The 25,042-nt window shown below is 45.4% G+C and carries 19 protein-coding genes; 2 read left to right on the top strand and 17 right to left on the bottom strand.

Translation table 11 applies throughout. The features are described 5' to 3' along the window. Positions 1-96: 96 nt before the first annotated feature. A complete protein-coding gene (gene grcA, locus H2O73_RS07980; protein WP_182108316.1) occupies positions 97-474 on the top strand; it encodes an autonomous glycyl radical cofactor GrcA in 378 nt (125 codons plus the stop codon). A gap of 106 nt (positions 475-580) precedes the next feature. Here the strand turns inward: grcA and H2O73_RS07975 are convergent, their stop codons facing one another. The 6 genes from H2O73_RS07975 to secA all read right to left on the bottom strand — a co-directional run bounded on the left by H2O73_RS07975 (position 581) and on the right by secA (position 10,726). Continuing rightward, complete coding sequence (locus H2O73_RS07975) at positions 581-1,363, bottom strand: TSUP family transporter (RefSeq protein WP_182108315.1); 783 nt, start codon at positions 1,361-1,363, stop codon at positions 581-583. A gap of 123 nt (positions 1,364-1,486) precedes the next feature. Beyond that, the gene (gene carB / locus H2O73_RS07970) at positions 1,487-4,717 is read right to left on the bottom strand and encodes a carbamoyl-phosphate synthase large subunit (RefSeq protein ID WP_182108314.1); all 3,231 of its coding nucleotides are present in this window, start codon (positions 4,715-4,717) and stop codon (positions 1,487-1,489) included. 16 nt (positions 4,718-4,733) lie between these two features. Further along, on the bottom strand, positions 4,734-5,873 hold the full coding sequence (gene carA / locus H2O73_RS07965) for a glutamine-hydrolyzing carbamoyl-phosphate synthase small subunit (protein WP_182108313.1): 1,140 nt from the start codon (positions 5,871-5,873) through the stop codon (positions 4,734-4,736). Positions 5,874-6,399: 526 nt separating this feature from the next. Further along, positions 6,400-7,209 (bottom strand): 4-hydroxy-tetrahydrodipicolinate reductase, encoded by an 810-nt coding sequence (dapB, locus tag H2O73_RS07960; RefSeq protein WP_182108312.1) that lies wholly within the window; start codon positions 7,207-7,209, stop codon positions 6,400-6,402. Positions 7,210-7,324: 115 nt separating this feature from the next. Continuing rightward, the gene (gene mutT / locus H2O73_RS07955) at positions 7,325-7,723 is read right to left on the bottom strand and encodes an 8-oxo-dGTP diphosphatase MutT (protein WP_182108311.1); all 399 of its coding nucleotides are present in this window, start codon (positions 7,721-7,723) and stop codon (positions 7,325-7,327) included. Positions 7,724-7,993: 270 nt separating this feature from the next. After that, complete coding sequence (gene secA, locus H2O73_RS07950; RefSeq protein ID WP_182108310.1) at positions 7,994-10,726, bottom strand: preprotein translocase subunit SecA; 2,733 nt, start codon at positions 10,724-10,726, stop codon at positions 7,994-7,996. A 322-nt stretch (positions 10,727-11,048) separates the two neighbouring features. Between secA and H2O73_RS07945 the strand changes: the two genes are divergently transcribed. Then, positions 11,049-11,507 carry a DUF721 domain-containing protein gene (locus tag H2O73_RS07945; RefSeq protein ID WP_182108309.1) on the top strand — a complete coding sequence of 153 codons (459 nt, stop codon included), beginning with the start codon at positions 11,049-11,051 and terminating at the stop codon, positions 11,505-11,507. Positions 11,508-11,549: 42 nt separating this feature from the next. Here H2O73_RS07945 and lpxC read toward each other — a convergent pair whose 3' ends face one another. The 11 genes from lpxC to murE all read right to left on the bottom strand — a co-directional run bounded on the left by lpxC (position 11,550) and on the right by murE (position 25,031). Beyond that, entirely contained in the window at positions 11,550-12,467 is a 918-nt protein-coding gene (lpxC, locus tag H2O73_RS07940) for a UDP-3-O-acyl-N-acetylglucosamine deacetylase (protein ID WP_182108308.1), read from the bottom strand. A gap of 95 nt (positions 12,468-12,562) precedes the next feature. Beyond that, positions 12,563-13,789: a cell division protein FtsZ gene (gene ftsZ, locus H2O73_RS07935; protein WP_182108307.1), complete on the bottom strand. Its 1,227-nt coding sequence runs from the start codon at positions 13,787-13,789 to the stop codon at positions 12,563-12,565. A gap of 30 nt (positions 13,790-13,819) precedes the next feature. After that, a complete protein-coding gene (gene ftsA, locus H2O73_RS07930; protein WP_182108306.1) occupies positions 13,820-15,082 on the bottom strand; it encodes a cell division protein FtsA in 1,263 nt (420 codons plus the stop codon). Continuing rightward, complete coding sequence (locus tag H2O73_RS07925) at positions 15,066-15,857, bottom strand: cell division protein FtsQ/DivIB (RefSeq protein ID WP_182108305.1); 792 nt, start codon at positions 15,855-15,857, stop codon at positions 15,066-15,068. Before H2O73_RS07925 ends, ftsA begins: the two co-directional genes overlap by 17 nt. Positions 15,858-16,031: 174 nt before the next feature. Next, positions 16,032-17,489, bottom strand: a complete 1,458-nt coding sequence (gene murC, locus H2O73_RS07920; RefSeq protein WP_182108304.1) for a UDP-N-acetylmuramate--L-alanine ligase — start codon at positions 17,487-17,489, stop codon at positions 16,032-16,034. 11 nt (positions 17,490-17,500) lie between these two features. Beyond that, a complete protein-coding gene (murG, locus tag H2O73_RS07915) occupies positions 17,501-18,562 on the bottom strand; it encodes an undecaprenyldiphospho-muramoylpentapeptide beta-N-acetylglucosaminyltransferase (RefSeq protein WP_182108303.1) in 1,062 nt (353 codons plus the stop codon). Next, on the bottom strand, positions 18,549-19,742 hold the full coding sequence (ftsW, locus tag H2O73_RS07910; RefSeq protein WP_182108302.1) for a cell division protein FtsW: 1,194 nt from the start codon (positions 19,740-19,742) through the stop codon (positions 18,549-18,551). Before ftsW ends, murG begins: the two co-directional genes overlap by 14 nt. 37 nt (positions 19,743-19,779) lie before the next feature. Continuing rightward, the gene (murD, locus tag H2O73_RS07905) at positions 19,780-21,096 is read right to left on the bottom strand and encodes a UDP-N-acetylmuramoyl-L-alanine--D-glutamate ligase (RefSeq protein WP_182108396.1); all 1,317 of its coding nucleotides are present in this window, start codon (positions 21,094-21,096) and stop codon (positions 19,780-19,782) included. A gap of 19 nt (positions 21,097-21,115) precedes the next feature. Beyond that, the gene (mraY, locus tag H2O73_RS07900; protein ID WP_182108301.1) at positions 21,116-22,198 is read right to left on the bottom strand and encodes a phospho-N-acetylmuramoyl-pentapeptide-transferase; all 1,083 of its coding nucleotides are present in this window, start codon (positions 22,196-22,198) and stop codon (positions 21,116-21,118) included. Next, the gene (murF, locus tag H2O73_RS07895; RefSeq protein WP_182108300.1) at positions 22,195-23,553 is read right to left on the bottom strand and encodes a UDP-N-acetylmuramoyl-tripeptide--D-alanyl-D-alanine ligase; all 1,359 of its coding nucleotides are present in this window, start codon (positions 23,551-23,553) and stop codon (positions 22,195-22,197) included. The genes mraY and murF overlap by 4 nt, the downstream gene beginning before the upstream one ends. Continuing rightward, positions 23,553-25,031, bottom strand: coding sequence for a UDP-N-acetylmuramoyl-L-alanyl-D-glutamate--2,6-diaminopimelate ligase (gene murE / locus H2O73_RS07890; protein WP_182108299.1), 1,479 nt, complete (start codon positions 25,029-25,031; stop codon positions 23,553-23,555). The genes murF and murE overlap by 1 nt, the downstream gene beginning before the upstream one ends. Between the last annotated feature and the right edge of the window lie 11 nt (positions 25,032-25,042).

Genomic DNA, 25,042 nt, shown 5'->3' with positions numbered 1-25,042 from the left:
ATTATTATAATGGATATTAGCTATATAATACTTAGCTCAACAAAAAACTGAAAAATAACACCATTAAATCCACTCATTGTGGAAAAGGAGAAAGTTATGATCCAAGGTATTCAAATTACTAAAGCAGCTAACGACGACCTACTAAACTCAATCTGGTTACTAGACGGTGAGAAAAACGAAGCACGTTGTGTTGCGGCTTCTGCTGGCTACCAAGCTGACCAAGTTGTAGCAATCAACGAGCTAGGTGAATACGAGAGCCGTGAAGTGGCAATCGAAATGGCTCCACGCATTGAAGGTGGTCAACACCTAAACGTAAACGTACTACGTCGTGAAACTCTAGAAGACGCAGTTGCTCACCCAGAGAACTACCCACAGCTAACTATCCGTGTATCAGGCTACGCTGTGCGTTTTAACTCTCTAACGACAGAGCAGCAACGCGACGTTATCGCACGTACTTTCACTGAGTCTCTATAATTCATCTCGTTTTAACGAGGTCAATTTGACCCTATTTAAGAAAGCAGGCTTTGGCCTGCTTTTTTTATCTCTACGTTCAACACCGCTAGTCCTGATCACGCATTAATCAATTAAACCACAACACAATCGTATCTTGATGCTGCTGCCAAAGCAGCTTAATTGCCATCACCATCGACATAGTGATCACTAAAGGACGAACCCACTTCTGCCCTTTACTTACCACCACTTTTGCGCCCATTCGAGCGCCAATGAAACCGCCAACGGCCATGACTAAGCCAATCTCCCAAACCGGAAGTCCCGCGAGTATAAAAAACAGTAGCGCAGCAATATTAGAGGTAAAATTGAGCACTTTTGTTCTCGCAGTCGCATCCACTAAGGAAAAGTGTCCAATCGCCACAAAACAAACCGTAAAGATAGACCCCGTACCCGGACCAAAAAAACCATCATAGAAACCAACTCCACCACCAACAGAGAGTGCGAAAGCCGCTTCAGACAGTTTGCTTTCACCTTGATCGGCTTTGGTTGTTGGGGCTAATAAAAAATAGAGCGAAATAGCAATTAGAAGTAGGGGAATTAAACTGGTGAGTACACTGGCATCAACATACTGTACCGCCTCAGCACCAATCGCAGAGCCGACAAAAGTACATACAATCGCCAATCGCATCTCTTTAAGGCTGACGATACCACTTCTTACGAAATACCATGACGCTGAAAAGCTACCGAACGAGCTTTGCAGCTTATTGGTCGCTAACGCTTGAGTTGGACTCATACCTGAAGCGAGTAACGCAGGCAGAGTCAACAAACCTCCCCCGCCAGCCATTGCATCAATAAAGCCCGCGGCACCTGCAACAAAAAACAGCGCCAGTAATAGTTCGAATGTCACTTCCATGAGAGATACTTAAATAAGAGATACTTAAAATGAGTTGGTCGCTCAGTATGGCATGATTAGAGACTGATTTTGATAAAAAAAGCCCGCTCAATTTGAGCGGGCTTTTTATCAACAGTGTCGCTATTACGCTAAATTTGCTTTCACTTTCGCGTGCAGCTCTTGAACTGACGTTACTGAGCTTTTCGCATCTGCCGTATGCGCCATACAAGTCGCAAACGCTGCGTTCAACGTGGTGGTGTAGTTTACTTTCTCAGCCAAAGCGCCACGACGAAGAACTTTCGAATCTTCAATCGCTTGACGACCTGATGCCGTGTTAACAATGTAGGTGTATTCATTGTTCTTGATTCGGTCAAGAATATGAGGACGACCTTCATGTACCTTATTCACGAGACGAGGGTTAATGCCCGCTTCACCAAGGATAACCGCTGTACCGTGTGTTGCATCTAACTGGTAGCCAAGTTTGGTTAGCTTAGATGCTAGGTCAACAACGCGCTGCTTATCACCTTCACGTACAGAAAGCAGTGCACGACCACCTTCTGGATAGACGCTACCACAACCAAGTTCCGCCTTCGCATACGCTTCAGCAAATGTTGCACCCACACCCATAACTTCACCAGTAGAGCGCATTTCAGGACCTAATAGAGGGTCAACTCCTGGGAACTTATTGAATGGCAATACCACTTCTTTTACTGAGTAGTAAGGCGGGATAATCTCTTTAGTAAAGCCTTGCGACTCTAGAGATTGACCTGCCATGACACGAGCAGCGATTTTCGCCAGTGGAGCACCCGTTGCTTTCGACACGAATGGAACCGTACGTGCAGCTCGAGGGTTGACTTCAATCAGGTAAACTTCGTTATCTTTCACTGCAAACTGTGTATTCATCAATCCACGAACACCCAACTCAAATGCTAGCTTCTCAACTTGCTCACGCATTTTGTCTTGGATTTCTTGGCTTAATGTATAAGCAGGAAGCGAACATGCCGAGTCACCTGAGTGAACACCCGCTTGCTCGATATGCTCCATGATACCGCCGATAACCACACGCTCACCGTCACAAATAGCGTCGACATCAACTTCAGTTGCGTCGTCTAGGAAACGGTCTAGCAAGACTGGTGATTCATTCGACACGCTAACGGCTTCATTGAAGTAGCGACGTAAATCTTGCTCGTCGTATACGATTTCCATCGCACGACCACCCAACACGTATGAAGGGCGAACAACCAATGGGAAACCAATGTCTTTTGATTTCTCAATCGCTTGTTCCATTGTTGTTACTGTCGCGTTTTCTGGTTGCAATAAGCCTAAACGCTCAACCGCCGCTTGGAAACGCTCACGGTCTTCAGCACGGTCGATTGCATCAGGACTAGTACCAATAATTGGCACACCAGCCGCTTCAAGTGCACGCGCCAATTTCAGTGGCGTTTGACCACCGTATTGAACGATAACGCCTTTTGGCTTCTCAACGCGAGCAATAGCAAGTACATCTTCAAGTGTTACTGGCTCAAAGTAGAGACGGTCAGAGGTGTCGTAGTCAGTTGATACAGTTTCTGGGTTACAGTTAACCATGATGGTTTCGTAACCGTCTTCGCGTAGCGCTAGTGATGCGTGTACACAACAGTAGTCAAATTCGATACCTTGACCGATACGGTTTGGACCACCGCCCAATACCATGATCTTGTCTCTATCTGTTGGGTTCGCTTCACACTCTTCATCGTAGGTTGAGTACATGTACGCTGTATCAGAAGAGAACTCAGCTGCACAGGTATCAACACGTTTATACACTGGGTGAATATCGAATTGGTCACGTAGGCGACGAATTTCACTTTCAGAAACACCAAGCAACTTAGATAAACGAGCATCAGCGAAACCTTTACGCTTCATCTGACGAAGAACATCTTGGGTTAAGCCAGCAAAACCGCCCGCTTTCACTTGCTCTTCAAGTTTGACGATATCTTCAATTTGAATCAGGAACCAACGGTCGATGTTAGTTAAGTTGAAGACTCCATCTACTGACATGCCAGCACGGAATGCGTCGGCAATGTACCAAATTCGCTCTGCACCTGCTTCTTTTAGCTCGTGACGAATCTTAGTCAGCGCATCTGGCGAGTCTAGATCGACCATTTCATCGAAACCATTTGAACCAACTTCCAAGCCACGTAGTGCTTTTTGTAGTGATTCTTGTTGGTTACGACCAATCGCCATCACTTCACCTACCGACTTCATTTGAGTCGTTAGACGGTCGTTAGCACCAGCAAATTTCTCGAAGTTAAAACGAGGAATCTTAGTCACAACGTAATCGATAGTCGGCTCAAACGATGCTGGCGTTGCACCGCCCGTGATGTCGTTTTGTAACTCATCAAGTGTAAAACCTACGGCTAATTTCGCTGCAATCTTCGCGATTGGGAAACCTGTCGCTTTTGATGCTAAAGCTGAAGAGCGAGATACACGTGGGTTCATCTCGATGATAACCATACGGCCATCTTTCGGGTTAATACCAAACTGTACGTTCGAACCACCCGTTTCAACACCAATTTCACGTAGGACCGCTAGCGACGCATTACGCATCAGCTGGTACTCTTTATCTGTCAGTGTTTGAGCGGGTGCAACGGTGATTGAGTCACCAGTGTGAATGCCCATTGGGTCAAAGTTTTCAATCGCACAAACGATGATGCAGTTGTCGTTTTTGTCACGAACCACTTCCATCTCGTACTCTTTCCAACCAATCAATGATTCATCGATAAGCAGTTCGTTGGTCGGAGATAAGTCCAGACCACGACGACAGATTTCTTCAAATTCTTCTTTGTTGTATGCGATACCGCCACCAGTACCACCCATGGTGAACGAAGGGCGAATGATACAAGGGAAGCCAACCATTTCGAGAACTTTGTAAGCTTCTTCCATGCTTTTCGCAGTATCAGCCGTTGGACATGCCAGACCAATCGATTTCATCGCTTTATCGAAGCGAGAACGGTCTTCCGCTTTATCAATAGCGTCAGCAGTTGCGCCGATCATTTCAACACCAAACTCTGCTAATACACCATGGCGTTCAAGGTCAAGCGCACAGTTCAATGCCGTTTGACCACCCATGGTAGGCAATACCGCATCTGGACGCTCTTTTTCAATGATCTTACGTACCACTTCCCATTGGATTGGCTCGATGTAAGTTGCATCCGCCATTTCTGGGTCAGTCATAATAGTGGCAGGGTTCGAGTTCACTAGAATAACTCGGTAACCTTCTTCACGCAGTGCTTTACATGCTTGTGCGCCAGAGTAGTCAAACTCACATGCCTGACCGATAACGATCGGACCAGCACCTAGAATAAGAATACTTTGAATGTCAGTACGTTTTGGCATTATCTACTACTCCGAATTAAGCGCTGTGTTTTTTAATTAGTTCGATAAAGTGGTCAAATAGCGGTGCCGCGTCTGTTGGACCAGGGCTCGCTTCTGGGTGACCTTGGAAGCTAAATGCTGGCTTGTCAGTGCGGTGGATACCTTGCAATGATCCGTCAAATAGCGATACGTGAGTAGCACGTAGGTTTTCCGGTAATGTTGCTTCATCCGCCGCGAAACCGTGGTTTTGAGAAGTAATCATTACAACATTACGATCTAAATCTTTTACTGGGTGGTTTGCACCATGGTGACCAAATTTCATCTTCACTGTCTCAGCACCTGATGCTAGAGCGAGGATTTGGTGACCAAGACAGATACCAAAAATTGGTAAGCCTTTTTCTAGGAATACTTTGGTCGCTTCAATGGCGTAAGTACAAGGTGCAGGGTCTCCTGGTCCGTTAGACAAGAAAACACCATCAGGATTAAGCGCGAGCACTTCTTCTGCTGAGGTTTCAGCAGGAACAACCGTTAAGCGGCAACCGCGGTCAACCAGCATTCGTAAGATGTTACGCTTGGCACCGAAGTCGTAAGCAACAACGTGGTATGGCAGTTCGCTGTCATCCTTCGCTTCAGGAAGTGCACCTTCAAGCGTCCACGAACCTTGTTTCCATTGATACGCTTCTTTTGTTGTAACTTCTTTCGCAAGGTCCATACCTTTTAAGCCAGGGAATTCTTTCGCTTTTGCTAACGCCAGTGCTTCATCGAGGTTGTTACCTGCGACGATACAGCCATTCTGGGCGCCTTTTTCACGAAGAATACGAGTGAGCTTACGAGTATCAATGTCTGCGATGCCGACAATGTTTTGCGATTTTAAGTAATCAGAAAGGGATTGTTCGTTACGGAAATTAGAAGCGATAAGAGGGAGATCGCGAATCACAAGGCCTTGAGCATGAATTGAAGAAGATTCTTCGTCTTCGGAATTGGTTCCGGTATTGCCTATGTGAGGGTAAGTGAGTGTAACAATTTGTTGGGAATAGGAAGGATCAGTGAGGATTTCTTGGTACCCCGTCATCGAGGTATTAAAAACGACTTCACCAACGGAAATACCATCTGAACCAATGGACACTCCGCGGAACACTGTCCCATCTTCCAGGACTAACAGTGCTAATTTACTCAAGACAACCTCCAGAATAAAAATGCATAAAAAATAAATTAATTTGCAACTTTGCCTTCCATTTCGCAATAAAAACGCGTTTTTTGGTCTTACAGACAAATTGGCGTAATTCTAAAGACGCTGACGGAAAGTGTCAACATTGATAATAAAATAAAATGCATTTTTTGAAAGATTAACCAGCAAACCAGTCAAAAAGCCTAAAATCATAACTTTAATCGTCGTTGTAACTGTGAATTTGAAGACATAGTTCGATTAAGATAAAAATAACTCCAACAAAAGCACAAAAAAACAAAACACCCTAAAGCAAACGTTACACCTATAAGATTAAGTGAGTTTTATAGAGTTATACTGTAATTTCCAATCAAAACAACTAAAATACACAGTTTAAATAAGGGTTATTGGCTTTGCTAGGAGAGATAAAATAGAAAGGTATATATGGCAGATAAAGAAAGCGCCAGCCTTGGCTGACGCATAAATATCTATTTTGGCTTATTGAGGAGCTCAATAAACTTTATGTGCAATTTGATGATTAAAGTTCGTTTAATCCTAACACATCCGTCATAGAGTAGAAGCCTGGCTGTTTGTTATTTAGCCACACTGCAGCCTTAACCGCACCATTGGCAAAAGTCATACGATCAGTTGCTTTATGAGTAATTTCAACTCGCTCACCAATATCAGCAAACATCGCGGTGTGCTCGCCCACAATATCACCAGCACGAATCGTAGCAAAGCCAATCTCATCTTTGGTACGCTCACCTGTGATGCCCTCACGCGCATAAACAGCGACATCACTCAGTTTGTTACCCATTGCTCCTGCAATCGCCTCACCCATACCAATAGCCGTACCGGAAGGGGCATCAACTTTATGGCGATGATGCGCTTCGACGATTTCAACATCACAGTAGTCACCCATAACTTTCGCTGCTTTTTCAAGCAACTTAAACACGAGGTTAACGCCTACTGAGTAATTTGGCGCCATCACTACAGGTACTTCTTTCGCAATCTCATCAATCAACTGGCGCTCTTGCTCAGTAAAGCCCGTCGTACCAATAACAATGCTCTTACCGTGAGCTTTACAAAGCTCTAGGTTCGCTAAAGTGCTAGTCGGTGCTGTGAAATCAATAATGACATCAAAGCTATCAACTGCTTTCGCTAGGTTATCAGTTAGAACAACTTCCAATTTTCCTTCACCACACAACTCACCAATGTCGACACCGACTAAAGATGATTCAGGGCGCTCAGAACCAGCTCCCATCTGAGAGTCAGGGTTAAGCTGAGTTGCCTTAACTAAATTACGGCCCATACGACCGGCTGCTCCTGCGACTGCAATTCTAACCATTGCGAGATTTCTCCATTGTTATGCAACAAGGCGGGAAGATCCTGCCTTGTAAAAACGATCTTCGCGTCTAAACTACCAATAAACGCTTGGACTGGCTAGTATTTTGCGACATTGATCATAAAAACTCTCTGATCACGCGCTGTAAAATCGGCACATTGGCTTCGGGAAATGCGTAGTTATCTAGCTCACTGATAACCACCCATTTTCCTTGCTGTCCCTCGCGTCCAAAGGGTTCACCGTTAAATTGGGTAACTAAGATGAAATCAAATTTTAGTGATTTATCTGGATAATCATACTCAAGATGTTCAAAAGGAGATTGTTGCGTCACTTGAATACCAATCTCTTCTTCTAGCTCTCGTACCATTGCTTGCTCAGTACTTTCCCCTGGCTCAACTTTACCACCGGGAAACTCCCAAAACCCACCTTTATGTTTATCATCTGGGCGCTTAGTAATAAAAATCTGCGACTTATCCTGATTAAAAATCACCGCCGCTACGATATGAATTCTTTTCACCGTTTCCGTTCTCTTCAAATTGCTTGCTCTCTAGAGAGTCCAATCCACTACGATTTTCCTACTCCGCATACACTTCAACTCATGAATGACAAAGACCAAACTCAAATTTTACTTAAAAAAAGAGCCGCCTAAGCGACTCTCTTTATTTTATTAACTTGGTTAGAAGCTAAGTTGTGTGGTTTGAGTGCCAGGAGATGACGCGCAGTTTACAACCGTAAATGAGCATCATCGACGCAGTAATCAAGCGACACAACGATGATTCCAACAAAGTTAGGCAATCTTACCGTGACACTGCTTGTACTTCTTACCGCTACCACATGGACATGGCTCATTACGACCCACTTTACGCTCATCACGCACGACTGGTTGCTGAGTTGCATCTGCGACGCTCTCCTCACCATCCGCTAGCTGGTTTTCTGCTGTTGCGTGTTGTGCTTTCGCATGGCGAGCCGCTTCTTCAGCTTGAGCTACGCGCTTCGCTTCCATACGTTCAACTTCTTCTTGTTGCTGAACACGGACACGAGATAGCACGGTAACAACATCTGTTTTTAGTGACTCTAGAAGACCTTGGAACAATTCAAACGACTCACGTTTGTACTCTTGTTTCGGGTTCTTTTGAGCATAACCGCGTAGATGAATACCTTGGCGCAGGTGGTCCATCGCTGCTAGATGTTCTTTCCAAAGCGTATCAAGCGTTTGTAGCATGACTGATTTCTCGAAGTTGCGTAGTACTTGCTCACCCACTACCGCTTCTTTCGCTTTGTATACTTCCAATGCTTGAGTAAGAATCTTCTCACGCAACGCTTCTTCATATAGCTTGTCGTCAGCTTCTAACCACTCTTTCACTGGTGCGTCGATGTCAAAGTCATTCTTCAGACGATCTTGCAGACCGCTGGTATCCCACATTTCTTCTAGAGATTGTGGTGGAATGTATTCATCAATAATCGCGTTCAGTACGTCATCACGGTTCTGCTCAATCATTTCACTGATGTCTTCAACGCTCATCAGTTCATCACGTAGCTCGTAAACCACTTTACGCTGGTCATTCGCCACATCATCGTATTCAAGTAGCTGTTTACGAATATCGAAGTTGCGACCTTCAACTTTACGTTGTGCTTTTTCAATTGAACGAGAAAGCATTTTCGATTCAATCGCTTCGCCTTCATCCATACCGCTTTGAATTAGGCTTGCCATGCGTTCTGAAGTAAAGATACGCAATAATGCGTCTTCCATCGATAGGTAGAAACGAGATGAACCCGCATCACCCTGACGACCAGAACGACCACGTAACTGGTTATCGATTCGACGAGATTCGTGGCGCTCAGTACCAATGATATGCAGACCACCTGAAGCAAGAACTTGGTCATGAACCACTTTCCATTCCGCTTTGATCTGATCAACTTGCTCTTTTGATGGGTTGTCTAGCTGCTCAACTTTTGCCTGCCAGCTACCACCCAACACGATATCAGTACCACGACCTGCCATGTTAGTCGCAATCGTTACCGAACCAGGCATACCCGCTTCGGCAACAATTTCAGCTTCTTTTTCATGGAATTTCGCATTCAATACGTTGTGCTTAATTTTTGCTTGTTGAAGAGCATTAGAAAGCAACTCAGACTTTTCAATTGAAACGGTACCAACAAGGATTGGCTGACCTTGTTCTACGCGCTGTTTGATGTCTTCAATGATGGCAGCAAATTTTTCTGGCTCTGTACGGTACACCATATCTGGCATATCGTTACGCACCATTGGTTTGTTGGTTGGGACTACCACTGTTTCCAAACCATAAATCGATTGGAATTCGAATGCTTCAGTGTCGGCAGTACCTGTCATACCTGACAGTTTTTCGTATAAACGGAAGTAGTTCTGGAAAGTGATCGATGCCAGAGTTTGGTTCTCATTCTGGATCTTAACGCCTTCTTTCGCTTCTACCGCTTGGTGTAAACCTTCTGACCATCGACGACCTGGCATAGTACGACCAGTGTGTTCATCAACGATAACGACTTCGCCTTGCTCATTAACGATGTAGTCAACGTTAATCTCAAATAGAACGTGAGCACGAAGTGCTGCGTTTACATGGTGCAATAGGCTAATGTTCGTTGGTGAGTAAAGCGTATCACCCTCTTCCATTAGACCATTTTTGATCATTAGCTCTTCAACAAACTCTTGACCTGTTTCGGTTAAGTAAACTTGTTTAGATTTCTCATCAACCGTGTAGTGACCATCACCACGATACTCTTCTGAGTCTTCCTGATCTTGCTTTTGCAGCAATGGAATTAGAGTGTTGATGCGAGTGTATAGATCTGAGCTATCTTCAGCCGGACCAGAAATAATTAGCGGGGTACGAGCTTCATCGATAAGGATCGAGTCAACCTCATCCACAACAGCAAAGAAACGATGCTGTTGAACACGGTCTTCCGGACGGAATGCCATGTTATCACGCAGGTAATCAAAGCCGAATTCGTTGTTAGTACCGTAAAGAATGTCTGCTTGGTAAGCTTCTTTTTTCTCTTGTGGTGGCATGTTTGGTACGTTAACACCAACACTCATACCTAAGAATTCAAACAGTGGGCGGTTTGTTTCCGCATCACGCTTAGCTAGGTAGTCGTTCACCGTTACAATGTGAACACCTTTACCTGGTAGAGCGTTTAAATAAGCTGGTAGTGTTGCGGTAAGAGTTTTACCTTCACCTGTACGCATTTCCGCGATTTGACCCGCGTTCAGTACCATACCACCAATAAGCTGTACGTCGAAGTGGCGCATGCCGTACACACGTTTAGAGGCTTCACGTACCGTAGCAAATGCTTCTGGTAGTAGCTTATCAAGGGTTTCACCCCCTTCTAGACGTTGACGGAATTCGACCGTTTTTGCTTTTAGTTCTTCATCAGATAGAGCTTCAAACGTTGGCTCGTAATTATTGATTTCTTTTACAATCTTCTTCAGGCGACGCAATGTTCTGTCGTTGCGACTGCCAATTACCTTTGTCAGTAGCTTGGTTATCATCTTGTATGAATCTCTCTATCAGTCGATCGGGCACGATCTCTACTTAATGCCTGCAGTCTCTTTCAGTTTTAAACTAAGAATACTGTGTTAAATCATTAAACACAGATATTGTGGTGAGAACTTAGATTTTCAAGGCATTAGTGTTTATTTATAGCCGTGTAGTGTAAGGATTTTTGCCGCAAACAACCAATCTCTTCGCAAATTGTTTGAAGCACTTGTGATTTTTTGTCATCGAATGGCGTAACTTTATCCACAGAAAAGACTATTCGTTGCTTTAACGGTTAGCTAAAATGAAATTGAACCTGAATTTAAAGGCACTGTAATGCGCGATCATCGCCCAACTTTAAGTAACGACATTATCTCAGACTCACGCTTAGCCAACTTGCAAAAGCATGCGCAGGAGATCATGACGATCAACCAGTTGTTAAAAACGATCTTGCCAACAAACATGGTCGATCATTGCCGGGCGGCAAATCTGCGTGACAACCAACTGGTGCTCGAAGTGGCTAGTGCCGCGATCAAAATGAAGATCAATTATGATCGACTCAATATTCTTAGCCAACTTCGATTACAAGGGTTTGCCCGTATAATCGCGATCGAGGTGCAGATTAATCCTGAACTCTATCGAACTAGCACGCCGAAAAAGAGTAAACCCGCAAAGCCCCGCGATCCTATTTCAGATACTGCGGCTGAATACCTTAAAGCCGTAGCTGAAAATGCGCCGCCAAAAATCAAAGCCAGATTAGAAAGGCTCGCTTCAATGGCAAACAAGAAGACATAAAAAAACCAGGCAATGCCTGGTTTTTTTTAATTCGGATGTCGCTTACGCAAGAACCATATTTGGATCTGCAAAGGCAACTGGAGATGTCTGTTCTTCTTCGAACGTAACCCATTCCCATGCTTCTTGGTCAGCCAATACTGAGCGCAGTAATTGGTTATTTAGACCATGACCTGATTTAAATGCACGGAACTCACCAATAATAGGGTGGCCACACATATAAAGATCGCCAATCGCGTCTAATACTTTGTGAGTAACAAACTCATTTTCAAAGCGCAGACCTTCTTCATTCAAAATGCGGTAATCATCCAACACAATTGCGTTGTCAAAACTGCCACCTAGAACGAGGTTTTGCGATTGTAAGTACTCGATATCACGCATAAAGCCAAAAGTACGTGCACGTGAAATTTCTTTCACGAAACCTTTGGATGAGAAGTCGAACACTAAGCGTTGTTCATCAGATTCAATCGCTGGGTGGTTAAATTCAATCTCAAAATCCATTCGGAAACCGTTAAAAGGCTTAAACTCAGCCCATTTATCGCCATCTTCAAAGCGAACTGGTTTCTTGATTCGGATAAAGCGTTTTGCTGCATTTTGCTCTTCAACGCCCGCTTGTTGTAACAAGAAGACGAATGGGCTAGCGCTGCCATCCATAATAGGAATTTCTGGTGCGTCCACTTCAACAATAATATTGTCGATACCCATGCCAGCAAGTGCAGCATTTAAGTGTTCTACCGTTGAGATACGAATACCTTGATCATTCACAAGTGCGGTACAAAGCATTGTGTCACGAACAGATTCTGGGTCTGCCGGAAAATCGACAGGTGGATTTACGTCAGTACGACGGTAAATAACACCTGTATTTGTAGCTGCTGGGCGAAGAGTCAAAGTTACTTTACGACCAGAGTGTAAGCCTACACCCGTCGTTTTCACTATTTCTTTCAGAGTACGTTGTCTGATCATCTACTTGCCTCAGTAATGGTGCTACAAATCGCGGTCGATGTAATCATCGGTCGCGCATCGTATCACATTTTAGAACCATGTCAAATTTTGACGCTTTAATCAGCCTGGCGACGAAGGAAAGCTGGGATATCTAAATAGCCATCTTTCTCTACTTTTGGCGCCGTGCTTTGACCTGAGCCATTGCTTGCTGATGTAGATTGAGTTGCCGGTTGAGAAGTCACTTGTGGTTTCTCTTGCAATGTCTGTGCCGGTTTCTCTTCTACTTTTACCGCTGCTGGTTGCTGTGTTGCAACTTGTGACTGAGGTTGTGCCACTGGTGCAACTTTTGCCTTTCCACCTGCAACCAAAGTAATGTCAGGTTTTTTCTCGTTGCCGATACCTGTCGCTACAACTGTTACACGGATTTCGTCCGCCATATCAGGGTCAAGTGAAGTACCAATAACTACAGTCGCATTGTCTGAAGCAAACGCTTTAACTGTATTACCGACAGTTTCAAACTCATCAAGACGCATATCTAGACCTGCAGTGATGTTAACAAGAACACCACGAGCACCAGCAAGATCGATATCTTCTAGAAGTGGGCTTGAGATTGCCATCTCTGCCGCTTCTTCAGCACGGTCTTCGCCTTTCGCGACACCGCTACCCATCATTGCGTGACCCATCTCTGACATTACAGTACGAACGTCGGCAAAGTCGACGTTGATCATGCCAGGACGAGTAATCAATTCAGCAATACCTTGTACTGCATTCTTTAATACGTCGTTCGCGCTAGCGAAAGCTTCAAGTAGCGTAATACCGCGACCCAATACTTTCAGTAACTTTTCGTTTGGAATAGTAATTAAAGAGTCAACATGCTTAGAAAGCTCTTCAATACCTTGTTCCGCAAACGCCATACGCTTCTTACCTTCGAAGCTAAATGGTTTTGTTACAACAGCAACGGTTAGAATACCAAGCTCTTTTGCAACTTCAGCGATAACTGGTGCTGCACCTGTACCAGTGCCACCACCCATACCAGCTGCGATAAACACCATATCGGCGCCACAAATTGATTCTTTAATTCTTTCGCGATCTTCGAGAGCAGCGTCACGTCCCACTTGTGGGTTTGCACCGGCACCAAGACCTTTTGTCATGTCGCCACCAATTTGGATGACGCTATTTACGCTAGTTTTGCGTAGTGCTTGTGCATCAGTGTTAATGCTGATGAATTCAACACCTTCAATGGACTCACGTACCATGTGTTCAACGGCGTTACCGCCACCGCCACCAACCCCAACGACTTTAATTACCGCATCGTCAGACATTTCCATCATCGGTTCAAACATGTGTTATCTCCGTTTTTCCTGCTGCTCAGGTTAAAACTCTTTTTGTATCCAGTTACGCAAGCGATCAAATAACGAACTTACCGGCTGACGCTTTGGCTCGTTATATTCAGTATCTTCGTTTATCTGACTGTCTCTTGCATAATGAAGTAAACCAACTGCCGTAGAATGATACGGCTCTTTAACGTAATCAGTTAAGCCACTCACCTCTAAAGGCTTGCCAACTCTTACTTGATTGCGGAAAACACGTTCCGCACATTCTACCAAACCTTCAATGCGCGCGGCACCACCGGTTAAAACGACACCAGCAGCGAGATGGTGTTTTATGCCATCTTCACGCAATTTTTCTTGTACGGTATCGATGGTCTGGTTAACTAAGCCCATAAGTTCAGTATATCTCGGCTCAATCACTTCCGACAAAGTTTGTCGTTGTAAACTGCGCGATGGACGTCCACCGACACTTGGGACGTTAACCGTATCATCTTTACTGACTAGCTCACTAAGAGCACAGCCAAATTTTACTTTGATCTCTTCAGCATCACTGACAGGCGTACCAAAAGCGAATGCAATATCACTCGTTACTGCATTGCCAGCATAAGAAAATACTTCTGTATGCCTCAATGCACCACCGGTCCAGATTGAGACATCCATTGTGCCCGCGCCGATATCAACGACACACACACCTAGCTCTCGCTCATCTTCAGTGATCACCGCGTTGCTCGCTGCCAACCCTGAATAAACCAAATGTTCTACTGTTAAGCCACAACGCTCAACAGCCTTAATAATGTTTCTTGCCATATCATTGTGACAAGAGATTAAGTGCACACTCACTTCCATGCGCACTCCTGATAAACCTAGCGGATTTTTAATCCCTTCTTGGTAATCAATTGTAAATTCTTGCGGAATTACGTGAAGAATGCGCTGCTCATCACCAATTTTAATTGATTTTGCAGTATGAATCGCGCGATCCATATCTTCTTGAGAGACTTCTTCATCAGAAATAGTTCCCATTCCTTTTTCTATGCGGCTCGCAATATGTCGCCCTGAAATAGAAATGAAGACATTACGAATCTGACATTCCGCCATCAGCTCCGCTTGATCTACAGCTCTTTGCACCGATTTCACAACGGACTCAAGATCGTTTACGCCACCCTTATCCATACCACGTGATGGACTGGTACCGGCGCCAATAATGTTGATTTGACCGTCAGGTAGTATTTCACCTACCAATGCTGATACGGTGGCAGTGCCTATATCAAGACCAACAATAATGTTGTCATCAGCGGTCTTCGTCATCTGTACTCTCTTGTTCTGACTCTTGTCCAGGGAACCAACCAACTGCGGCTCCCGTATCGTATCTGAGGTCGATGTAACTGACTCGTTGAGCGTCACTACCTAGGCTATTGTACAATGAGATGAAACGATTAATTCGCTCATCCAGTGATTCTTTGCCTAACTCTAATCGAATGCCGTTATCGAGAATAATTTGCCATGCTCGTCGATCATTGAGTACCAACGAAGTAATGGTTAAACCTAGTGGTTCAAATAACTGGTCAATTTTCTGCCAAGTTTGCAATACTTCAATGCTGGTGCCTTCAGGACCATAGAGCTTAACACGCTCGCCTTTTAGCTTGCCTAAATCACCATCAAATACCTGACCGCTGTCATCCAGCATCGCGTCACCATTCCAAATGGCTTTGGCGTGATGCTCGGTTAAAAATACTTTAACGGTATCTGGCCACTGTTTGCGAATAGAGACATGGGAAACCCATGGAATCTGCTCAATCGCATCCTGCAGCGCGTCGACGTCTTGTGACATAAACGTTCCCACATGTTCTAGTGTGGAAAATGCGCGCTGTACATCCAGTGCGGTGACATACTCGAGCTCACCCTGTAAGACAAGTTTGGACAAAGGAAGACGTTGATCGTCCCACATCCAAGAGATGGTAGAAACGAGAAGTGAGCCAATTAAGACAATCACCATAAAAAAGAATCCACCTCCGATAAGGTGCTTTTTAATGGTAGGAAAGTCTCGCAAACGACGGTCTTCGCTAAAAGTTGTACTAATCAAAGTCCGTTGCCCTTGTTATATGCTCGCAATTCTTATTTCTATCCTTTCGTATAGGCTAAAGCAATCACTATAACCGTCGGATTATACTGGGGTCGTTCAAAGTATCAAACCTTGAAAGTAATAAATATTTTTTTTAACACGAGAAATGCGCTAAATCTTCAAAAAACACACAATTTAGCTCTGCATTTTCTCGATGTTTAACTCTAAGGCAGCTAATTGCTTGGCGATTTTACCGACATCACCAGCTCCTTGCGTTAAAACAAGGTCACCGTCTTGTAATACATTCGCCAATACCGCAGGCAACGTGGTGCTATCAGGCACAAAAATTGGATCCAATTTACCACGGCTACGAATCGTTCGACATAAAGCACGACCATCAGCCCCTGCGATCGGTTTTTCGCCCGCCGCGTAGACATCCAACATAATTAGAACGTCAACTTGTTCCAATACATTGGCGAAGTCATCATACAAGTCTCGAGTACGACTGTATCGGTGCGGTTGGAAAATCATCACCAGTCGTTTGTCGTCCCAACCACTTCTTGCCGCTTGGATGGTAACGCCAACTTCAGTTGGGTGGTGTCCGTAATCGTCCACTAGCATCGCTTGGCCATTACCCGTTTCAAACTCACCTAAATGGTCAAAACGACGCCCTGTACCTTGAGTACCTAACATCGCACTTAGGATCGCTTCGTCAGCGATATCATCTTCTGTCGCTACCGCGATTGCTGCCGATGCGTTAAGTGCGTTATGGCGACCTGGGATATTCAGCGTGATGTCTAAGTTGGCACGACCTTGGCGTACAACAGTAAACTTACCTTGCTGACCATTTTGATGGTAATTCTCGATTCGCACGTCAGCATCTTCAGAGAAACCATAGGTGATCACTTGGCGGCTAATTCGTGGGATAAGCTCACGAACAACCGGATCATCAATACACACGATCGCTTGACCATAGAAAGGCAAGTTATGCAAAAAGTCGATAAACGTCTGCTTAAGCGTTTCAAAGTCACCACCATAGGTATCCATGTGATCCGCTTCGATATTAGTCACAATACTAACCATAGGTTGCAGATGTAAGAATGACGCATCACTCTCATCAGCCTCTGCGATAAGAATACGGCTTGAACCCAAACGTGCATTGGTACCAGCGCTTTTCACCAAACCGCCATTGACAAACGTTGGATCAAGACCAGCTTCTGAATAAATCTGTGTGACCAGTGCTGTGGTGGTAGTTTTACCATGCGTACCAGCAACAGCAATACCATGACGAAAACGCATCAGCTCAGCGAGCATCTCCGCACGACGAACCACCGGAATACGCGCTTCTCGCGCAGCTTTCACTTCAGGGTTTTGCTCATTAATCGCCGTAGAGACGACAACAACGCTTGCTTGCTCGATATTTTCAGCTTGATGTCCAATAAAGACTTTAGCGCCCTTTTCGGTCAATCGTTCAGTAACGGCATTTTCTGCAATATCAGAACCGGTAATTTGGTAACCTTCATTAAGCAGTACTTCAGCGATACCGCTCATACCCGCACCACCAATACCGATGAAGTGGATAGACTTAACGCGGCGCATTTCAGGCACCATAGCTCGAATCTGAGCCAAATCTTGTGTGTGTTTAATGGTCATTGTCTGTCTCGTTATTTGGTTAGAGCAACGATAGCGTCGGCAACGACACGATCCGCTTCTAACTTAGCAGCACTTCTCGCTTTAATCGCCATTTGTTGCAATTGGCTACGATCCAACGACTGGATCTCATTAACCAATTTCTCGACGGTCAGCTCTGGCTGCTCAATCATTTTTGCTGCCCCACACTCTACCAGATGGTCAGCATTTAAGGCTTGTTGTCTGTCTTTATGCATGAACGGAATGAAGATAGCGCCCACCCCTGCTGCAGAAACCTCTGAAACCGTCAACGCACCAGAGCGACATACCAATAGGTCTGCCCACTCATATGCGGCGGCGACATCATCGATAAATTCGACAGCTTCCGCTTGTGTCACTTGTTGTGCTTGGTAAGCCTCAGCCACTTCTTGTTGGTTGTTCTTACCCGCTTGATGACGAACTTGATAGTTGTCGCCCAATTGCGCCATTACCGTTGGCATCGTCTGGTTTAAGATGCGAGCACCTTGACTGCCACCCATCACCAAAATACGAATCGGTCCTTGGCGCTGCGCAAATCGCAGATCTGGGTCTGCTAAGGTCGTTACGTCTTCACGCACTGGGTTACCCACGACATCAGCATTAGGGAATGCACCAGGGAATGCTTGAAACACTTTTTTAGCGATTTTTGATAACCATTGATTGGTTAGACCTGCAACGGCGTTTTGCTCATGCAGAACCACTGGAATACCCAATGACCATGCCGCAATACCACCCGGACCGCTAACGTAACCACCCATACCAAGTACCGCATCAGGTTGCCATGCTTTCATATGTGCTCTGGCTTGAAAAATCGCGTTGACGATTTTGAACGGAGCAGCAAGCAAACGGCTAATACCTTGCCCGCGTAAGCCTTTAACTTTGATAAAGTCGATTTCAATGCCGTGTTTAGGTACTAATTCAGCTTCCATCCTATCCGCTGTGCCTAACCAACGAATTTGCCAACCTTGTTGCTGTAGCTTCTTAGCAACCGCTAGCCCTGGGAAAACGTGCCCACCAGTACCACCAGCCATTACCATCAAACGTTTATTGTTGTTCATCTTCTGTATTCTTTTCTCGTTGTTGTGCCTTGAGACGGCACTCATGATCGATGCGCAATAAAATCGAAACGGCAACCGACATAACAATCAAACTGGAACCACCGTAACTGATCAGCGGCAAGGTCAAACCTTTGGTGGGTACAATACCTGCTGCTGCACCGACATTCACTAAGGTCTGAAACGCAAACCAAATACCAATACCGAATGCAAGATAACCGCCGAAAAACTCATCGCTCTCAAATGCTTTGCGACCAATAAAAATCGCTTTCAGTACTAGGCTGAAAATCAACATCAATACTAGCACCACGCCAACAAAGCCTAACTCCTCTGCCAATACGGCAAAAACAAAGTCAGTATGTGCCTCTGGAAGATAAGCCAATTTTTGAATCGAGTTGCCTAGCCCTTGTCCAAACCAATCACCACGACCAAACGCCATCAATGATTGAGTTAGCTGATAGCCGCTACCAAATGGGTTTTCCCACGGATCAAGAAACGAAGTCACACGCTTCATTCGGTATGGCTCGGCTAAAATCAAACCAATTACCGCGCCGATACCAACGACCACCAAAGCGAGAAACTGCGTCAACTTCGCGCCGGCAATAAACAGCATGCCAAACAAGGTGACCAACATTACAATCACGGTGCCTAAATCTGGCTGGAACAATAACAATACCGCCAGTGTACCAAACACCAAAATCGGCTTGAAAAAACCGCCAAAGAACGTGGCGCGAACTTCATCTTGCTTGCGGACCAAATAGCCAGACATAAAGATAAACAGTGACAGTTTTGCCACTTCGGCTGGCTGTAGGTTAAACAAGCCAAGAGGGATCCAACGGGATGCACCGTTAACCGATTTGCCCCCCACCAGTACAACAATCAATAGGAATATAGCTACGCCCAATAATAACGAGCTGTACTGAAACCAACGTTTAGTCGGCACTTGCAAGATCACCGCCGCAGTAGAGATCGCCAAAATAAGGAAGATGGCATGACGGAACATAAAGTGAAACGGTTGCCCCGTAAGACGGTAACTGATTGGAAACGAAGCCGATGTCACCATCACCAGACCGGTTAACATCAAACCGAGCGATATCCACACTAATTGACGATCAAAGAGCGCTTCAGGAGCTGGCTTGGTAAACCACTGTTTTAAATTGGCGAAGCTTTCTCGCAACGGCATCGTTTTGTTTTATCTCTTATAATATGGGTAAATAATGCTAGGCAAACTGCTGTGCCAGCTCGGCAAAAGCATCGCCGCGAGCCATAAAGTTATTAAATTGGTCAAAGCTAGCACAAGCAGGTGAAAGCAACACCATATCACCACTTTTCAACTGTGGAGATGCCCAATTAACGATTTCTTGCATGGTATCAAAGCGTTTTGCCGAAGGGTGCAAAGGCATAAACTGATCGCCATCTTCACCGAAACAACATAATTGAACGTTCAAACACGCCAGTGCTGGTAACAGCTCACTAAAATCAGCACCTTTACCGTTGCCACCGACCAGCAAATATAACTTACCTGCTAGGCTCAAACCTGATAATGCCGCCAACGTACTGGCGACATTGGTCGCTTTCGAATCATTGACCCACTTAATACCTTGATTATCGGCAACAACTTGGCAGCGATGTGTCAGACCAGCGTAAGATTTCATTGCATCAAGCCCTGCATGGACATTAATGCCCGCTTCCACCAGCAAAGCAATCACCACTAAGGCATTCGCTACGTTGTGGCGTCCTACAAGGCTTAATTGCTCAACGGCTAGAATTCTTTCACCATCAAAGCTGAGATACTCTTTACCATCAAACTCTGTCACGCAAGCTTTTGCCATACGTTGAGTAGAGAACTCAACCAGTGAGTGTTCTGCGTCAGGGTAGGTTTCGCTATCATCAGCATTAACGACACACGCTTTGGCGTGATCAAAAATGCGCAGTTTAGCTTGGCGATAATCTGCCATGCCTTGATAACGATCCATATGGTCTTCTGACAAGTTTAAAAACGCTGCCGCCACTAAAGGTAGTGAGGACGTCGTTTCAAGCTGGAAGCTCGATAGCTCTAATACGTATAAGTCAGCATCTAACTCAAGCAGATCTAATGCTGGCACACCGATGTTTCCACCAACGCCCACATTTAAGCCTGCCGCAGTAGCAACAACACCGGTTAAATCGGTCACGGTGCTCTTACCGTTCGAACCGGTAATAGCAATAACTGGCTTGTCTACTTGCCATGCAAAAAGCTCGATATCACCAACCACTGCAATACCAGCGGCTAATACTTGTTGGATCTCAGGCGTCGCCAAGGCGATACCTGGATTGGTGACGACCAAATCGGCGTCAGTTAACCAATCATTTCGCCAACCACCAGCATGCAGCTCTACATCTGATGGCAATTGTTCTGACCCCGGCGGATTCTCACGGGTATCTATCACCTTCACCTGTAAATCAACAGGTAAGCGCATCAGATGCTTAACAACAGAGAGCCCGGTGATACCGAGCCCTACAACCACAACTTTCTCAATACCTTGCCAATGCTGCATGGTCATGGTGTGTATTTCCTTAACGTACTTTCAGCGTCGCAAGACCGATAAGAACAAGAACAATAGAGATGATCCAAAAACGCACAATAACGCGAGGTTCTGGCCAACCTTTTAACTCATAGTGATGGTGAATCGGTGCCATGCGGAAAATACGTTGCCCACGCAGCTTGTATGAACCTACCTGCAAGATAACCGACAAGGTTTCCATTACAAAAACACCGCCCATAATCACTAATACAAATTCTTGACGAACCAAGACTGCGATCGTACCTAGCGCGCCACCTAAAGCTAACGAACCAACATCGCCCATAAAGACTTGAGCTGGGTAGGTGTTAAACCATAAGAAACCAAGACCGGCACCAACAATAGCGGTGCAAACCACCACAAGCTCAGAGGCATAAGGTACGTGAGGAATATGTAAGTAACTGGCAAATTGAACGTTGCCGGTTGCCCATGCAATAGCAGCAAAACCAGCCGCCACCAGCACAGTTGGCATGATTGCTAAGCCATCAAGACCATCCGTTAGGTTTACCGCGTTACTGGTACCAACAATAACAAAGTAAGTCAGTACGATGTACATCAAGCCTAGTTGAGGCATTACTTCCTTGAAGAAAGGCACCACTAGCTGGGTTGCACTGGTATCATGACCGTGAGCATAAAGTGCAAATGCCACCACTAATGCAATGACCGACTGCCAGAAGTACTTCCAGCGCGCAATCAAGCCATCAGTATTCTTACGTACAACTTTGCGATAATCATCGACAAAACCGACGGTGCCGTATCCACCGAGGACAAAAATCACCGCCCATACATAAGGGTTGCTCAAATCAGCCCATAACAAAACGGTAATGATGATCGCCGCAAGGATCATCACGCCACCCATGGTTGGGGTACCGCGTTTACTGAAATGAGATTCAGGACCTTCGTTACGAACCACTTGACCAATCTGTAACATTTGCAGACGACGGATCATTCGAGGTCCCATCCACAATGAAATACCCAGTGCAGTTAAAACGCTGACGATCGCACGAAACGACAGGTATTCAAACAGACGGAAAAATGAGAAATATGGCTGTAGCAGCTCTGCAAGCCAAATAATCATGAATAGATCTCCTTCAACGCAGTTGCAATTTTACTCATACCTGCGCTATTCGCGCCTTTTACTAGCAGAGTGTGGGGAGCAGAATGATTAGGCAACTGCTGTACAATAAATTCAATCATGCTGTCATGTGAGGCAAAGTGTTTACCCTGACAAACTTCGCTGATCACTTTCGCATCAGCGCCATACGTCAGTACTTGCTCGAAATTAAGTGGGGCTGCATGTTCCCCGACTTGACGATGAAGTTCAAGACTTTGATCACCTAACTCTGCCATATTGCCCAAAATAAGCCAGCGAGTGCCGCTAAATCCAGCTAACAGATCCGCTGCAGCCTTCATGGCAGGAACACTCGCATTATAGCTATCGTCAATTAGCTTTAGAGTATCGCTTAGTTCGACAACTTCCACTCGACCTTTCACTTTTGATAAGTGAACCAAACCTGAGGCTATCATTGTGAGATCTGCCCCCAGTTCTACCGCTAATGCCGTCGCCGCTAATGCATTGGCAACGTTATGTCGACCGATGATCCCCAACTGGATATTTTGACTACCAATCGGACTATGCAGTGTAAAATTAGCTTCTCCCGACTCATTCACCGAAATGTTATCGGCATAGTAGTCAGCACTGGCATCTTGTGTAGAAAACGTCTTTACCTGTTTATCTGCAAGGGCGGCTTGCCAATGCTCACCGCCATGGCTCTCCAAATTCACAATCGCCACGCCTGCGGGTTTTAGACCTTGGTAAATCTCACCTTTGGCTTGTTTGACACCATCGATGGAACCAAAACCCTCTAGATGCGCTGCCGCAACGTTATTGACTAGCGCGACATCCGGTTTCACCAGCTCAGAAGTGTAAGCAATCTCACCGATATGATTGGCACCCAGTTCAATCACTGCATAATCATCACTTAAGGTTGAACGCAGCAGAGTTAAAGGTACACCAATATCATTGTTAAAATTACCCGCGGTAAACAGCACTTGTCCTTGTTGCGACATGATACTGGCAACCATCTCTTTCACCGTCGTTTTACCGCAACTACCGGTAATGGCAACGGTCGGTGTCGCACACTGTTGATGGATGTAAGCCCCTAACTGACCTAACGCCAATTTACTCTCTTCAACCACTAACTGCGGAATATCGAGTTCAAGCACACGGGAGACGAGTAACGCAGAAGCGCCCGCCTCAACCGCTTGATAAGCAAAATCGTGCGCGTCAAATCGCTCACCGACTAGGGCAACAAATAGCGCACCTGATTCAATATTTCGCGTGTCAGTGGAAACATGAGTAATTTGGCAATCTTGTCCAATCAGCTCAGCATCAAGTACATTTGCAAGCTGGCTTAATGTCACTGCAATCATCACATTAATCCTAATAATTGTTGAGCCGATTCACGATCTGAATAATGAATGGTTTCATTGGCAAGAACTTGATAATCCTCATGCCCTTTGCCCGCCAATAAAATAATATCTTGAGCATCAGCATGCGCAATTGCGTATTGCAGCGCTTTAAAGCGATCGTGCTCTACTACTGCGTTTTGCGCAGAGTGCATGCCTGCCAACATATCTTTGACGATTTCAGCCGAATCTTCACTGCGAGGGTTGTCATCCGACAAAATCACATGATCGGCCAAACGCTCACCAATTTCAGCCATCATAGGGCGCTTACCCTTGTCGCGGTCACCACCACAGCCAAAAATAACCCATAGTTGACCTTGGCAATGTACGCGTAAGGCTTGCAGTGCTTTTTCTAATGCATCTGGCGTGTGAGCGTAATCAACAACCACTTTGGCTTTACCATGATTGGCAAACAACTCCATCCGCCCTAATACAGGGACAAGTTTCGGTGCCGTTTCAAGCAGTAGCTGCTTATCGAATCCGAGCGCTAGAAGCGTAGTAAGGGCAAGCATCACATTAGAAGCATTAAACTCACCGATCAAAGCAGCATGGAATTGACCGGTACCAAACATGCCATCAAATTCAATATCAATACCTTGCTCTGAATAGCGAACTTGTTTTGCCCATACCGAATGAGGGGTGTTTTGCTCTTGCAGTGAAACCGCAATGGCGTTATCTAGCTTAGTAAACCACTTCGCACCAACCGTATCATCGACGTTTATAATCGCACGCTGACAAACATGTTGAGTAAACAGGGTGAATTTTGCCTCAGCGTACTCTTCCATCGTGCCATGGTAATCAAGGTGATCACGGCTTAAGTTCGTAAAAACGCCTGCTGCAAATGGAAGCGCTTTTACTCGCCCTTGTACCAACCCATGAGAAGAGACCTCCAGGGCGGTATATTGAGCGCCTTGTTCGGCAAGCTCTGCAATGGTGCGTTGTACATCGACCGCATTACCCGTGGTATTTGCCGCTGGCAGAAGATCATTTAAAAAACCGTTACCCGTGGTGCCCATCACCGCCGCACGGTAATTGACCAACTCTAACCATTGAGCAATCAACTGAGTGATCGTGGTTTTACCGTTGGTCCCTGTTACACCAATCAACTGGTTGTTGTGTTGCGCGTAAAGTCGACCCGCAAGTTGAGAAAGGAGTTCTCCTAAGTCAGTGAGGTAAAAAATCGCGACGTCATCTTGCAGCTCTACTAACCCATGCGGTTTCGCTTGGCATGCTTGTGCAATAATCGCGTTGGCACCTTGGTGGATCGCAGAATCAATAAATTGGCGACCATCGATAGCGTGCCCTTTTATCGCCACAAATGTGGTTCCGGATACCACTTTTCTGCTATCGAGTTCTAACTGTTGAACTGCAATTTCAGCAAAAGCTTGGCTTACATCTAGCCAAGGCGCGAGTAATTCTTTCATTGTGAGGCTTAACGACATTTAAACGATCT

The organism is Vibrio marinisediminis (genome assembly GCF_014050145.1).
Lineage (GTDB): Bacteria > Pseudomonadota > Gammaproteobacteria > Enterobacterales > Vibrionaceae > Vibrio > Vibrio marinisediminis.
The sequence above is the reverse complement of the archived record's forward strand: the minus strand, read 5'-3'. Positions and strand labels throughout refer to the sequence as shown.